Here is a 14231-nt window from a genome sequence, read left to right on the forward strand (position 1 = left end):
GCACACATACTCCGAATTATAAGTAATAAGCGCGAACGTGATATGACTCCCTCCACCTACAAATTAAAACATAAAATTCAAGGAGCATTGCGCTTAGGACGAGCGTTACAACTGGTGTGGCAAAGCAGTCCAACTTGGACGATCGCTCGTATATTACTCCTAATAGTACAGAGTACACTGCCTCTGCTTTCACTCTATCTGATGAAAGTAATTGTAGATGCAGTCTCTACTGCCATAGCAGCAGCCAACAAACAAGCAGCCTTCCAACAAATAGCGCTGCTAATTGTACTTACAGGCACAGTTAACTTGATTATTGCTTTATGTAGCTCGATCGCAGAACTGGTCAACACCACCCAGGCAGAAATCATTACCGACTACATGTATGGCATTGTTCATGCCAAAGCCATTGAAGTCGATTTGGAGTATTACGAAAATTCCCAATACCACGATACCCTGCAACGCGCCCAACAAGAAGCTTATTTCCGTCCTACCCATATCCTAAATAGTTTGTTGCAGCTAAGTGAAAATACTATTTCTTTGGTAGCAATTACTGGTTTATTATTATTCTTCCATTGGCAAGTTGCAGCTATTTTGTTCGTTGCCACAGTTCCTGGTCTGTTTGTACGTTTAAAATATGCCGACCAGATGTATCATTGGAAGCGCAAACGGACAGCCACACAACGCAAAGCTTATTACCTAGATTGGATGCTCACCAATAGTTGGCACGCTAAGGAAATTCGGCTATTTAATTTAGGTTCTCTGTTCAGTCGCCGATTTCGCCAATTAAGAAAGCAACTTTACCAAGAAAGCCTTGCTATCTCTAAAAGAAGTACTGTGACAGCGTTGGTTACCCAAACGAGTGCCACCATTGCAGTATATGGTTCCTACGCTATCATTGCTTACCAAACAGTTAAAGGCACTTTCACTCTCGGCGACTTGATAATGTATTACCAGGCATTTCAGCGCGGACAAAGTGCGCTTCAGGGGGTATTGGGTAGTGTAGCTGGTCTTTACGAAGATAATCTATTTCTCTCCAACGTCCACGAATTCCTTGACCTCAAACCCAGAATCATTGAACCATTGCATCCTCTCCCCGTTCCTCGACTGCAACACAAAGGAATTCAATTTCAGGGTGTAAGCTTTCAATATCCTACCAGCGATCGCCAGGGACTAAAAGATATCTCCCTCACTATTCAACCAGGGGAAGTAGTAGCCTTAGTGGGTGAAAATGGCGCAGGGAAAACTACACTGATTAAACTCTTGTGCCGATTATACGACCCAACGCAAGGAAGTATCACCTTTGAGGGCTATGACTTGCGCTGTCTTGCAACCACAGACCTGCGTCGCCAAATTAGCGTTATTTTTCAAGACTATGCCAAGTATTATCTTACCGCCAAAGAAAACATTTGGTTTGGCAACATCGACCTACCACCAGATGATGGACTCATTCAAAATGCTGCTTATAAAGCTGGTGCAGATGATGTCATCAGTAGTTTACCCAATAGCTATGAAACTATTCTAGGGAATTGGTTTGAAGATGGGGAAGAACTCAGTATTGGTCAGTGGCAGAAAATTGCATTAGCACGAGCTTTTCTGCGCGATGCCCAAATCCTCGTTTTGGACGAACCAACCAGCGCCCTGGATGCTAAAGCTGAAGAAGAAGTTTTTCAAAAATTCCGCCAACTCATCAAAAATCAAGCAGCTATTCTCATCAGCCATCGCCTCTCCACGGTCAAAATGGCTGATCACATTTACCTAATGGAGCATGGGCGAATTGTAGAAAACGGCACTCATGAAGAACTGATGCAGCTGGGTGGTAGTTACGCACACTTGTTTGAAATCCAAGCCAAAAATTACCGTTGAGGAGTCTATGACAACCTTAATTCAACCACCTAGTAAAGAACCAACAACTAACGCAGAAATAGAGTTACTTCTGTGCTGTGTCAGAACCTGCATTACTCCCCAAACAGCAGAGCAAATCAAAACTCTAGTCCAGCAAAATATCAATTGGACTGACCTCATGCAAACAGCAGCCCTTCAAGGAGTCATACCACTTTTATACCAAACCTTGAACACCACCTGCCCAGAAGATGTTCCTAAAACTATCCTGGCTCAACTGCGTAGCCAATTCCACGCCAACGCCCTACGCAACCTCTTGCTAACTCAAGAACTATTAACACTCCTAGCACTGTTTAATAAATACGATATCTGCGCTATCCCATTTAAAGGGCCAGTATTGGCAGTCGAGGCTTATGGTAATCTGGCACTGCGGCAATTCGGAGATTTAGATATTCTGGTTCGCAAACAGGATTATACAAAAGCCAAAGAACTGCTAATTACTCAAGGCTATTGCATGTTACATGACAGCCAACATGAAGCAAAATATCTGCAAGCTCAACTGTGCCATTCCCAGCGCCAAGTCAGCGTAGATCTTCACTATGGAATCCCCCCGTGGGAACTCGAACTAGAAACAGCAGGGTTTTGGGAAAACCTTCAGCCAGTATCCCTGACTAGCACAACAATACTAACTCTTTCACCAGAAGATCATCTATTAATACTTTGTATAAATGGGCATAAGGTATTTTGGCGGCATTTAGGGGATATCTGCAATGTAGCTGCAATGATTTGTACCCACCCAGAGATGAATTGGCAACGAATCATAGAACAAGCTCAAAGGTTAAGAATCAAGCGAATCCTTTATGTAGCCTTGGTATTGGCTAGTGATGTGTTAAAAATACCCTTACCAGAAGAAATTTTGTCAACAGTTAAAACTGCTCCATTCATCAGATGGTTAGCAATTAAATTGCATGAAAATTGTTTGTTTAAGACTGAAGATTTCAATCATTACTCTTCATCTGACCCCAGATTTAACTTAACGATAGGTTTATACAATCTGCTCATCAGTAAGTACAAATATAAAAATGTTTTCAATTGGTTGCGACTAACACGATTGATTAGAAAGTATGGATTTGCTTATTTGAAATATATGTTCAAACAGTTACACCAAACATGAAAACTGCTGTTGCTTTGTTAATCTTTAATCGACCTGATACTACAGAAAAAGTATTTGAGGCTATTCGTCAAGCCAAACCTCCCAAACTTTTAGTAGTTGCAGATGGCCCTCGTCCAGACCAAGAAGATGATATTAATAACTGTGCCGCTACCCGTGATATTATCTCGCGGGTTGATTGGGATTGCCAAGTTATGACAAATTATTCTGATGTCAACTTGGGTTGTGGTCGGAGGGTTTCCAGTGGATTAGACTGGGTTTTTAGCATAGTTGAACGCGCCATTATTCTTGAGGATGATTGCTTACCAAATCCTAGTTTCTTTAGATACTGTGAGGAGTTATTGGAGAAATATCAGGATGATGAACGGATTATGACAATTCTGGGAACTAATGGATTCAATAAATGGAAATCCACTAGCCAAAGTTACCACTTTTGTTATTGGCCTAGTCCTGTTTGGGGCTGGGCTTCTTGGTCTAGGGCATGGCGTTGTTATAATCACGATATCCAAGCTTGGGCTAATCCCAAAGTTCAGCAGCAAATTAGAAATTTTATGGCTGATGATGCTCTTTTTTTAGGAATGGCGTGGCGATTTCAAAGAGCATACCGCAATGAGGTAGACACTTGGGATTGGCAATGGTATTTTGCTATCCTGTCCAATTCAGGTATGGCTATTGTACCTGCTGTCAATTTAGTTGCTAATATTGGGTTTGGCCCCAAAGCTACACATACCAAGTCAAGACGACCAAGGGTAGTGAACCGAAAAACTTATTCTCTAGAATTCCCACTACTACATCCTGATGGTATGGCTCCTGATCTCGATTACCATCGGGAAATTACTAAAGTTAGACCTATCCAAGAATTTATCTTTAAAATTAAAGCAAAACTTCGTCCCTATAAAAATTATTTGTTGAATCTGATCAAACACAAAAATTTTTAGACACAAGTAGCGTTTTGATATTTCCAATTTTGGTTGAACAACAACAGTGCGATCGCTTCCCCAAACCCCAAACTATTTTCACCTCAACAGTTTAGGGGAACAGTGAACAATGCCGTTGCTCTTGGCAAGCGCGATCGCACTATTGGCATGTTTGCAGATACGATGGTTCTGGTGTACTCGCCTGCTGTAGGCATCGCACTTGAAGTGACTACTGCCCATATACAAGCGACAATTGTCTTACAGATTGTAGTCAATATTAATACTGTAACGCATACTCAACTATTTTCTAGTCTTGTAAAGATTTGTTAAGTAATACGAAAAGAACCTTTTGAGAAAGGTTGTTATGAATTGAGCATTGACAAACTAGGCAAAAAAAGAGTGGGGAAAATCAAGAAAAAACAGGCGATGGCTGCGCCAACGTCTTCTCCTTCGGAGACGCTAGCGCGAACGACGAACGCTAATCATTTTTGGAGTATAAATCATTTACGTCCAGAGTGTATTTACGGTTCAGACGATCAAAGCAATTACTAAATCATTCACTGCTAAGTATGAATGCGTAAGTTCTAGCTGATTGATTTTTTAGCTGATTTTTCCAGAAATACAGCGAATAGAGGGAACAAAACCAGGATTTATGGACTCAGATCTCCTAACCCACTAAAAAAGTGGACTATAGAAATTCCCCGCTGCTTTAAAGGGGGGCTTGTTCATATCTATGTTCTGGGCTTCAGTACGTAAGTCCTAGTTGTTTTAATAAGCAAGTTTGCTGCTCACTTAGACATATAACAAAGGAGTTAATGAGGGTGAAAGATTATATTTGTCAGCTTTTTGCAGAAAACGTTAAATTACCTTACGCTGAAATTTTTGAGCATGACTTAACACTTTCAGAAATTATTGCTCGTTCTGAACAACTTCACAACAGTATTGATCTCATGGAGGCATTTGCCAAAATTAGTAACACCATCAAAAAGCAGTATGGAACTGACATCCGCCTACCTGCTTTCTCATTAGATACAAAAATTTCAACAGTATTAGAAGTCTTCTTAGAAGAAGTCGAACGGGTGCAAATTTAACCGTAATCAAATAAAAAGTCTCACCAAGAGTAAACCTAGAAACTTGATAAATTGAATTTCATAAATATAAATATGGTAAATCTAATTTCTAGACCCAATATTGTCAACCAACTGTATAGCATTCTCGCTGAACAACGCAGTTCCTTAGTAGATTTAATTTGGGAACAACATAGTTTTCACGAAAAGCGCCGATGGAGCGCTGTGGAAATGATCAATGCGATTAACTTAGAAAATTTAAGCGAAATTGATAAAGCGAACATTTGGAATGCTGGACGAGCAGAATTAACCACCAAACCTGGAGCGGATCGTCTTGCAAGACTCGCAGATGCAGAATGTCGCCGCTGGCAACAGTCTAATCCAGTTTTAGCGAGTGTCATGCAAGCTTGCAGTACTTGGAGCCGTTACTGGAACGAGGAAGAAAGCTTTCATGAAAGTACACTCAATCGCTTATCTAACCTACTTGGTTTAGAAACAGTAGATGATCAGATTCTAATTGAGTTTCGGAAGATTTTTCCCGATGATGATATGCTCAGAACTCTAGTTTTACTGGCGATTTCTGAGATTACAGCCATAGTTAACTACTCATATTGTGCCAGTGTTGCTCAAGATCCTGGGTTGAAGAAATTGTTTAAGCAGATTGCTGCTGATGAAGCGCAGCACATGACCTACTTCATTAGTTTTGCCAAGGCTCTAGTTGATAGCCAAGAATACTCCCCAAAAGGAGCATTTGCTGTTACTTACTTGTTTGTTCGTGAAGGTGGCGAACTTTATGGTAGCCAGCGGCAGCATTTAGAAAAACGTGATTCGCATGTTAACTGGTGGGACGCACTCAAGTACGAGATGACAATTCCTGACAATATTGAACGTAAGCAAGGAATGATATTTTCTGCCCTCAGACAAATTACAGGTATTGAGGTGAACTCAGCAGCGGAAGTTGAACAAAAGTGGTTGGAATTGGTGGGATGTTAATAGGACTAGGACACGATATTCAACTAATAGGTGAATTAGAAAAAGTCGAGGCGCTTAAAATTCCAGGTATCTTCTTTACAGAAACAGAGTGTTTGTACTTCAGTCAAAGTAAAAATCCATTGCAAAGTATGACGGCTCAATTTTCTGCTAAAGAAGCCCTATTTAAAGCACTGAAAGTAGCCCCTCAATTCTATTGGACAGATATAGAAATACAACACAACTCCAGCAAAGCTCCATATTTCCAGTTTTACGGTTCCCTTGCAGAGTATTTTACTCGTCAAAGTTGGACTGCTCACATTTCCATTTCCCATAGTGGGGATTATGTATCTACCGTTGTAATCATTGCACTTCAGACATAAGCGTGGCAACTATTAATTTATTCAAGATTGTTGAAATGAAGTTTGAACCAGTTAGTCTAACATTGCAAGTACGCCCAAACGACCTTGATAGTTTAGGTCACGTCAATAATGCTACGGTCTTGGAATATCTAGAAGCAGGGCGATGGTTATGGCTTGACCACCACAATTTACGTCATGGTCAGCGCATTTTACCTGTAGTGGCGCGGATTGAAATCAATTATCGTCGGGAAATTTTACCAGGAGAAGTTAAAGTAATTACGAAAATAGAAGATACAGAAAAAGAGTATCGCTATCAAGCAGTATTCTGCCAAACTGTGGAAATATTCACTAATGGAACTGCCACCATAGCAGTTGATGCCCGCGTGAAAGTTGGATTTATTGATGCTGCTGAACGTACACTCAAGAGTTTGCAGGATTTTCTTGAGGAAAATATTGCAGCCAAGGCACTAGGAGGTGTGTCATGAAATTGCCTGAAGTAGCACTCACGCCAGAATTACAACTTCCAGTGCAAGAATCAACCACCATACTGGACATGATACATGCACTCAAAGACACTGATGCTCATATCGGTTTGTTCCTTGAGGAAGATCGCAAAGATATTAAGTTCTTGCCCTACTGTAATTTTTATCAGCAGATTATTGCATACTTAGCATATTTTCGCTCTCAAGGTGTGACAGTGGGAACAAGGATAGTGTTTCCCTTTGAAACTACAGAAGGTGTGCTTATTTCCTTTTTTGCTTTGATTGGACTAGGCGCGATTCCTTTATCGGTCAAACCTTATGGTATGGGTGTAGTGAAGGATAGCTATTTAGCTTTTGTCAACAGAATTGCTGATTTATACGATGCTGATTTGATGTTAGAAGCTCCTAGTATCAAATCTCTTGATTTTAGCCTCCAGCGATTGCCCTTACCAAGCACAGACTTTCAGCCTCAAGCATCACCTAATTTTGCTGCTATTACCTCTAGTGATATAGCTTTTGTACAGTTTTCTTCTGGCTCAACTGCTTTTCCTAAAGGAATTCCTGTCACCCACGGTAAGATTATGGCACAAATGCAGATCATTGCTAACTATGCTCAAACTAGACAAGGTGATGAAGCAGCAAGTTGGTTGCCTCTGTATCATGATATGGGATTAGTAGGTGGCTTTCTGACAACGTTGTATCGCCGGCTAAATCTGCACTTAAGTACACCAATGAAGTTCTTAATTAATCCTATAGGTTGGTTGAGGGAGCTTTCAGAAAAACAAATTGCTATCACTGTTATTCCTGATTTTGCTATTAGTTACTGTCTGCGTCGGCTAGAAAACAGCGAAACTACAGAAATTGCTGATTTGAACTTAGAAAACTTACGAATAGTTTTTAATGGTAGTGAGCCAATTAATATTAAAAGACTATCTCAATTTATGGAGATGTTTGCTCCGTATGGATTGCGGCCTACGGCTATTAAGCCTTGCTATGGTATGGCTGAAGCTGTTTTAATGATTTCTTGTTGTCAGTTAGAAGATATTCCGAGAGTGCTGACACTGGCAAATGGTTGCCAAGCTATTTCATTAGGTAAACCGTTGAGTGATTTTAGCGTGCGTTTAGTATCTGAAGACGGAACTTTATGTCGTGAGGGTGAAATAGGAGAAATTGAAATCAAGGGTGGTAGTTTAGTTGATGGGTATTGGGAAAACGATTACCCGTTTTATAACCCTGATGGCTTCTTTCCTACTGGTGACTTAGGTGTAATGAGTGAGGATGAGCTTTTCATTACTGGCAGAATCAATGATCGTTTTAAAATCAACGGTCAAAGTTATTTTGCTACTGATTTTGAACACAGCTTAGAGTCCTTGTCCTTCGTGCAACCAGGCAAAGTTGCTGCTATTCAAGCAGATGAAAATATTATTATTTTGATAGAAACCAAGCAAACTAGTGTACTCCAACAAGTAAGTCAGTACAAACAGCAAGCAAGTCAAATAATTCTTAATCACATTGGTGTGAAAGTTCCAATAGAACAGATATTTTTTATTCGTCCAGGGCTGTTGGTAAAAACTAGTAGCGGTAAATTGCAACGAAGAATAATTGCTGAAGCTTATATCAGAGGTGAAATCACTCCTGCTACTTCATGTCAGTGATATCAAATCCGGCTAATCACTAGACGCAAAACAAGCGATCGCTTTGTAACAGCAATCGGTTGCACAGAAGACGGTGAAATCTTCTCTACAGCCGGGTGCTGTTTTTTATACTCCACAAAGATACTGCAAAGATTTTTAATTTATAGTTGGGATTATATAGGAATCATATTTGATTTCTGAAAAAAACTCAGTACACTTCTACCCCCTTTTTCCTGTTCCCTGTTCCTTACCTACACAAATAATTTCAGAAATCAAAGCGGATTGCTATAGTTATTGATCTAGAATTTTTAATAAAGCTTGCCGATAAATATTTATCCCCTCATTGTTTAAATGAACGCCATCTTCCGAACTCAAATTATCTTTTAAAGCATCATTTTGATTTAAAGATTCAACCGCTTCTATTTGATATGATAGATTATTTTTTATTGCAACTTGCTGCATGACACTATTAATCTGCTTAACTCTAGTGTTTGTCGCTGAAATAGTAGGATCATTACTGGCTAAAACTGTTGAATAAAAAGCTGGAATTAACAATATTTCATTACCAGCTAATTGTTGTATAAGAGAAATTGATTCTTGCAGCTTTTCTGCAAATAATTCATCACTCATTCCATACCATGCATCATTTGCTCCAATAGCAATTACAGCCTTTTCGCATCTTAATTTAGTAGGAATCAAAAGTTTCAGTTGTTCAACAAGTGAAATTCCACTTAAACCATTTAAAGCAAAATTAAAAGTATTTTTTCCCAAAGTATTACCCAGTTCAGCTGTTACAGAATCGCCAAATAGGCAAGCAGAGTATTGTCTACCTTTGGTCGCAAATTGTTGATACTGCACTTCAACTTTCCATAAAATTGTAGAACTTAAATTATCTTGAGGTGCTATTTTTGGTGGAGATAGATTGAATTTACTTGCTATCTCTAATATTGTAGGAACATTAAACACTATTCTTTGACTGGGATAAGCTTCTAAAAAGCTAATAATTCCCAAACCTTTTGGGGAATTAGCCCCTAACATAATCGCACCATCTAATGCTTGTATCCCTGCTTGATCACGACGAACTATACCTTGGGAAACAAAAGCTAAATTATCTTTTACCAACTCTGTATCTAATAGCTGATCTAAAGCTGTCAAATCAAGCGGCATTTCCACTTGTAGTGCCTGATAAAATTCTTTTCGTTCTTTTTGACTAAAAAATTTGAGAATAAATTCTAAACTAGAAGAAATTTCTTGTTTTTCTGCATAATTACGTAAATCGGCAACAGGTAGCGATTCTTCTAATAAACCGTAGCGAAAAATAATTTTCTCAGCAGCAAAGCAGGGAATGAAACTCATCCCTAGTAATAGCACAAAGCTAAATATACTCATCATCAGATAACGTAAATTTATCATAAATCAGTTATTACCTTTAGTGTTTGCTCTCATTACAAATCAATCATAAACTTGCGACTAGAAAAGCTGTTGTAGTAAGGCTAAGAAAAAACACCATTACTTCCGAAACATTTACCAACAACCGCTCAACCTAATGGTGCTGTCTTATGCAAGCTGAGGCTTTGTGGAATGTAGGCACGGTTGGTTGGGCGGTGGCTGTGGGTTGTCGGCAGATTGTCACGAAGTAGCCAGGGATTGATCGCTGGGAAATACATACCCAAAAGCGATTTATGCACACTTATAGCATGAGTGTTATATCATGTCCGTTTAAACACTTATCATATAGCGGGGGTTGGTAATTGGTAATTGGTAATTGGTAATGGTAGAAAGCAATTACCTATTCGCTATTACCCATTACCGACTAAACCAAGCATATCGTAAGTAATTAGCCGGACATGATATTAGTCGAGAAAGACAACAACGGGAAACTGCTTATGGCGTTGGAAGCAGTATTAGCTCTACCTGGAGAAGCGATCGCTAGCTCAACATCGCTGATTACAAATCGTACAGCATTACGGAGCCGGAACTGCTACTCGATTGCCAGGAACAATCTGTGGCTGATATGAAAACACCTCTCGACTATTGGGATCAACGCTCACCTTGATCCAATGTACGTCGTTGGTACCGTTGGACTGATTGTCACCAAATGTTTCAACACGAGTGAAGTTTTCGAGTCGTCTGCCTTTAACATCTAGAAATGGCTTGTCAATACGGTAGTAATGTGAGTCGCCGTGTACATAGGCAACTGGCTTACGGAAATCAATCACCTCATCGCGCAGCGCTAGTAAAAAGTCTTTGAAGCCATCAGGCTGCCCATCGGTTTGCACAAGTGTCTTGGGATCGCGCAAAGGCGATCTAGTTGAGTCGGTTTGATCCCACCCTGGATCAGCTTGAGAGATTAACATGACTGCCGCCGAGTTGCGTTCCTTTGCCACTTTAAAGGTTTCTTTCATCCATGCAATATCAGCTGCATTTCTTGCTGCGTACTCCGTTGGATCAGGCGCAGTGTCACATAGGTTATTGCACGAACCCTGGATGTTGAGTGTCGCATAAGTCACTCTGCCGACCGTCCAGCGGCGGTTTTCAACACAGGGCGTCGCACCGTTGGTACTGAGGCACAGCGGTGTTGTTTGTACTTCTTGGGCTAGTTGACGTTGCCCTAAAGAAAAATTCGTGCTGAAGAATACTTGACGCTCGTAGTCAAGGCGCTCAAGTGAGTTGAATCCACCATTTGAAGGGCGATCGCAGTCAGTCCAATCGTTATCTCCTGGCGTGAAGGCTGCTGGTGCTTGAAGGGCATTGAAGTATCCGAGCGCCTTGGTGTACAGCGCATTGTCACAAAGGCTGTTAGAACCGGCTTTGAGATCACCGTCATGGACAGTGAAAGTAAGTTTCTGTGAATTCATGTCATCTATTAGTCTTGTGACGCCAACCTCCTGTGCGCTTGAGTATGGTAGATCACCCCAAAGTCCAATCTCGTACTGCGCGTTTGCCTTCTCACTCTCTTCGGCAACCACTAGTTTAGTGGTTGCAGATGTCAGTAACGGTAAGGTCAGGCTCAGTAAACATATTTTCCGCAGCAAATTTGCATTAGTGACGCGTCGATATACTGAATATCCAACCTTTGCCATCATCATATCCTCGATTATTTTTGCAATTTGTGAGTGCAACTCGGACAAGTAGTAGCCTGCCAAAAAGATTTTGACAGGCACAGGGATTGGGTAAGGGGAAAAGGGGCGCATGTTTTTAATTTCTTTCCCTTTTCCCTTTTCCCTTTCCCTGGTCTCCAAGAGTCAAAATTTGCGTGGTGAACTAGTAGGTTCTGCTCACGCCCTTTTAGTCAGCAATTTAGACTAGCAGACTGTTGATGATAGATAGGTTATGAAGAGATTATGAGTAGGATACAACAGGCGTATCTTGTTACATCATTTACTATAAGGTTTTTGGGTGTAGGGTATCGGGTGTGGGGTGTAGGGAATGAAGAATAAGTAACCTCTGTTTTACCTCGTTATCAGCGAATGTTTATTAACAGTACACCCAATCAGCTACACCCTACCCCCTACACCCAGCATCGACGAGGGTTTTAAGACTTACCGTGAAAAGTCAGGTTCCGAGTTCCCCATCTCCTCATCACTAGTGCCGGAATTTTGTTACATGTGTTACTTTTGCGATCGCCACTTTTATCTTAGGATGCTTTTCTGATACAAAGTATAAAAAGCATCATTTCAAGCAGCCGATTGAAATCTATTACACATCTGCAACTGAAAGAGGATGGTAAATATGACACTTAGTCAAAAGCAGATCGACACTTGAGAAAGGATGTGAAAGAATACAGCTAATCGCTTTTAGCGATCGCATCAATGGTGTAACAAAGTGTGAGGAAAACGGAAAGATGTCTCATCTATTGTGGAAAACTCTGTTACTCAGTCCTGTGCTTTTGGAAACAAGTATGTTTGTTTCAGCTAGTGCAATGGCTACTGAGTCACCAAGCTCTTCTGAAAATATCAAAACACAAGCAGCTTCAACCGCAACAGCTAATCAGCAATTGCTAGCCCAAGCAAAAACTGAGCAAAATAACGTTTTAGAACAAGTTAACAAATACAGCAGTGAAGTCAATAATCAAAATTCACTGTCTCAAGTAACATCAGTTTCTCAGTTTTCTGATGTACAGCCTACTGATTGGGCATTCCAAGCTTTACAATCTTTAGTTGAACGCTACGGTTGTATTGCAGGGTATCCTAGTGGTGTTTATCGTGGTAATCGCGCCCTGACTCGTTATGAATTTGCCGCAGGTTTGAATGCTTGTTTAGATCGAGTCAATGAACTGATTGCAACAGCAACCGCCGACTTAGTAACAAAACAAGATTTGGCAACTTTACAACGTTTGCAAGAAGAATTCTCCGCAGAATTGGCAACTCTGCGCGGTCGAGTAGATAGTTTAGAAGCACGTACTGCTGAACTGGAAGCGAATCAGTTTTCCACTACAACCAAGTTAGTTGGTGAAGCAATTTTCGCTGTCACCGACAATTTTGGCAGCAATGACAGCAACAAAACTGTCTTCCAAGATCGCGTTCGTTTAGACTTACAAACTAGCTTCACAGGTAAAGATACCCTACACACTCGGATTGCTGCTGGTAATGCCACCGGATTAAGTTTGCCAGATGGCACATTTGAGGGAACTCAAACTTTTAACTTAGCCCCCAATAATACCAATAGTGCTGCTATCGACTGGTTGTCGTATTACTACCCAGTGGGTAACTCACAAATTTACATTGCTGCTACCGGAGGTATTCACAGCGATTACGTTCCTACCGTTAACCCATACTTTGAAGATTATGATGGCGGTAACGGTGCTTTATCTACCTTTGCCTCCGAAAGCCCAATTTATCGCATTGGTGGAGGTGCTGGTATCGGTGTTAACTTAGGATTTGGTGGTAGTGGCGCCTTCAAGCCTTCATTAACCTTGGGCTATTTAGCATCTGAAGCAAATAATCCTGCTGGAGGTTCAGGTTTAGTAGAAGGAAACTATGCTGCTTTAGGACAGTTGAATCTGAATGTTGGCGATCGCTTTACTTTAGCAGCTACCTACGTCCACGGATATCATGGTGGAAATAGTCTTTTATTCGATGCAGGTGCGGTCAGCAATGCTGTAGTGGGTACTTCACGAGCAAACTTTGTCGGCGGTGGTAACGCCTATGCTAGTAATTCTTACGGGATTGAAGCCGCTTTCAAACCTAGTGACAAACTTTCCATTAGTGGCTTTGTGCTTTATAGCGACATCACAGGCTTTGGTGCTGATGATGATGGTGAAGTTTGGAGTTATGGCGCTGGGGTAGCATTACCAGACTTTGGGAAAAAAGGCAACCTCTTAGGAATTTTTGCAGGCGCACAACCATACTTGGGAGGTTCTGGTGGCGATCGCCCCTATCACATTGAAGGCTTCTACAGATATCGCGTCAGCGACAACATTTCTATCACCCCTGGTTTGATTTGGCTAACTAATCCTGGTCAAGTTAACGGTAACAACGAAGATGCTTTCATTGGTACGCTGAGAACCACCTTTAATTTCTAATTCGTAATTCGTAATTCGTAATTAGAAAGCGTCAGGTTTCACTTCGCTTTGCAAGTAAAATCTGACGCTTTTTTTTGGAGAATTGGTATTAGTTATGATTCCCACAGTCATTGTACCCCACCCCTAACCCCTCCCCGTGAACGGGGAGGGGAAACAAAGCGTAGCTTTGGTGGGTGGGGTTCTTCGGGTTTATTAAGTAATCAAGCGGACATGATATTAGGAGTTATTCTCCCTCATCCCCCTCATCCCCCTCATCATCCCCACAC

The 14231-nt window shown here is 41.0% G+C and carries 13 protein-coding genes; 10 read left to right on the plus strand and 3 right to left on the minus strand.

Annotated elements, in window-relative coordinates; genetic code table 11:
* The first annotated feature begins 42 nt into the window (after positions 1–42).
* The 9 genes from I8748_RS08580 to I8748_RS08620 all read left to right on the plus strand — a co-directional run bounded on the left by I8748_RS08580 (position 43) and on the right by I8748_RS08620 (position 8462).
* Positions 43–1863 carry an ABC transporter ATP-binding protein gene (locus tag I8748_RS08580; RefSeq protein WP_198124204.1) on the plus strand — a complete coding sequence of 607 codons (1821 nt, stop codon included), beginning with the start codon at positions 43–45 and terminating at the stop codon, positions 1861–1863.
* Between the two features lie 7 nt (positions 1864–1870).
* Complete coding sequence (locus tag I8748_RS08585) at positions 1871–3013, plus strand: nucleotidyltransferase domain-containing protein (RefSeq protein ID WP_198124205.1); 1143 nt, start codon at positions 1871–1873, stop codon at positions 3011–3013.
* Positions 3010–3948: a glycosyltransferase family 2 protein gene (locus tag I8748_RS08590; protein WP_198124206.1), complete on the plus strand. Its 939-nt coding sequence runs from the start codon at positions 3010–3012 to the stop codon at positions 3946–3948. The genes I8748_RS08585 and I8748_RS08590 overlap by 4 nt, the downstream gene beginning before the upstream one ends.
* Before the next feature lie 33 nt (positions 3949–3981).
* Positions 3982–4257, plus strand: a complete 276-nt coding sequence (locus I8748_RS08595) for a hypothetical protein (protein ID WP_198124207.1) — start codon at positions 3982–3984, stop codon at positions 4255–4257.
* A gap of 491 nt (positions 4258–4748) precedes the next feature.
* Positions 4749–5018 (plus strand): hypothetical protein, encoded by a 270-nt coding sequence (locus I8748_RS08600; protein WP_198124208.1) that lies wholly within the window; start codon positions 4749–4751, stop codon positions 5016–5018.
* A 72-nt stretch (positions 5019–5090) separates the two neighbouring features.
* Positions 5091–5987, plus strand: coding sequence for a ferritin-like domain-containing protein (locus tag I8748_RS08605; protein ID WP_198124209.1), 897 nt, complete (start codon positions 5091–5093; stop codon positions 5985–5987).
* Positions 5981–6346 (plus strand): holo-ACP synthase, encoded by a 366-nt coding sequence (locus I8748_RS08610; protein WP_198124210.1) that lies wholly within the window; start codon positions 5981–5983, stop codon positions 6344–6346. The genes I8748_RS08605 and I8748_RS08610 overlap by 7 nt, the downstream gene beginning before the upstream one ends.
* 35 nt (positions 6347–6381) lie before the next feature.
* On the plus strand, positions 6382–6810 hold the full coding sequence (locus tag I8748_RS08615; RefSeq protein WP_214662478.1) for an acyl-CoA thioesterase: 429 nt from the start codon (positions 6382–6384) through the stop codon (positions 6808–6810).
* Positions 6807–8462: an AMP-binding protein gene (locus I8748_RS08620; RefSeq protein WP_198124212.1), complete on the plus strand. Its 1656-nt coding sequence runs from the start codon at positions 6807–6809 to the stop codon at positions 8460–8462. The genes I8748_RS08615 and I8748_RS08620 overlap by 4 nt, the downstream gene beginning before the upstream one ends.
* A 270-nt stretch (positions 8463–8732) precedes the next feature.
* Here I8748_RS08620 and I8748_RS08625 read toward each other — a convergent pair whose 3' ends face one another.
* The 3 genes from I8748_RS08625 to I8748_RS08630 all read right to left on the minus strand — a co-directional run bounded on the left by I8748_RS08625 (position 8733) and on the right by I8748_RS08630 (position 11524).
* Complete coding sequence (locus tag I8748_RS08625) at positions 8733–9854, minus strand: alpha/beta hydrolase (protein WP_198124213.1); 1122 nt, start codon at positions 9852–9854, stop codon at positions 8733–8735.
* Between the two features lie 125 nt (positions 9855–9979).
* Entirely contained in the window at positions 9980–10129 is a 150-nt protein-coding gene (locus I8748_RS34550) for a hypothetical protein (RefSeq protein ID WP_214662479.1), read from the minus strand.
* Between the two features lie 276 nt (positions 10130–10405).
* The gene (locus tag I8748_RS08630) at positions 10406–11524 is read right to left on the minus strand and encodes a hypothetical protein (protein WP_225896359.1); all 1119 of its coding nucleotides are present in this window, start codon (positions 11522–11524) and stop codon (positions 10406–10408) included.
* Between the two features lie 761 nt (positions 11525–12285).
* Here I8748_RS08630 and I8748_RS08635 point away from each other — a divergent pair.
* Positions 12286–13965, plus strand: a complete 1680-nt coding sequence (locus I8748_RS08635; protein ID WP_198124214.1) for an iron uptake porin — start codon at positions 12286–12288, stop codon at positions 13963–13965.
* Positions 13966–14231: the final 266 nt, after the last annotated feature.

The organism is Amazonocrinis nigriterrae CENA67 (assembly GCF_016056305.1).
Taxonomy (GTDB): domain Bacteria; phylum Cyanobacteriota; class Cyanobacteriia; order Cyanobacteriales; family Nostocaceae; genus Amazonocrinis; species Amazonocrinis nigriterrae.

Bases quoted from the DNA above. Each gene is read 5' to 3' on its own strand.
- I8748_RS08620 (WP_198124212.1), top strand. From the start codon at position 6,807: ATGAAATTGCCTGAAGTAGCACTCACGCCAGAATTACAACTTCCAGTG.
- I8748_RS08605 (WP_198124209.1), top strand. From the start codon at position 5,091: ATGGTAAATCTAATTTCTAGACCCAATATTGTCAACCAACTGTATAGC.
- I8748_RS08580 (WP_198124204.1), top strand. From the start codon at position 43: ATGACTCCCTCCACCTACAAATTAAAACATAAAATTCAAGGAGCATTG.
- I8748_RS08590 (WP_198124206.1), top strand. From the start codon at position 3,010: ATGAAAACTGCTGTTGCTTTGTTAATCTTTAATCGACCTGATACTACA.
- I8748_RS08630 (WP_225896359.1), bottom strand. From the start codon at position 11,524: ATGGCAAAGGTTGGATATTCAGTATATCGACGCGTCACTAATGCAAAT.
- I8748_RS08625 (WP_198124213.1), bottom strand. From the start codon at position 9,854: ATGATAAATTTACGTTATCTGATGATGAGTATATTTAGCTTTGTGCTA.
- I8748_RS08635 (WP_198124214.1), top strand. From the start codon at position 12,286: ATGTCTCATCTATTGTGGAAAACTCTGTTACTCAGTCCTGTGCTTTTG.
- I8748_RS08585 (WP_198124205.1), top strand. From the start codon at position 1,871: ATGACAACCTTAATTCAACCACCTAGTAAAGAACCAACAACTAACGCA.
- I8748_RS08610 (WP_198124210.1), top strand. From the start codon at position 5,981: ATGTTAATAGGACTAGGACACGATATTCAACTAATAGGTGAATTAGAA.
- I8748_RS08615 (WP_214662478.1), top strand. From the start codon at position 6,382: ATGAAGTTTGAACCAGTTAGTCTAACATTGCAAGTACGCCCAAACGAC.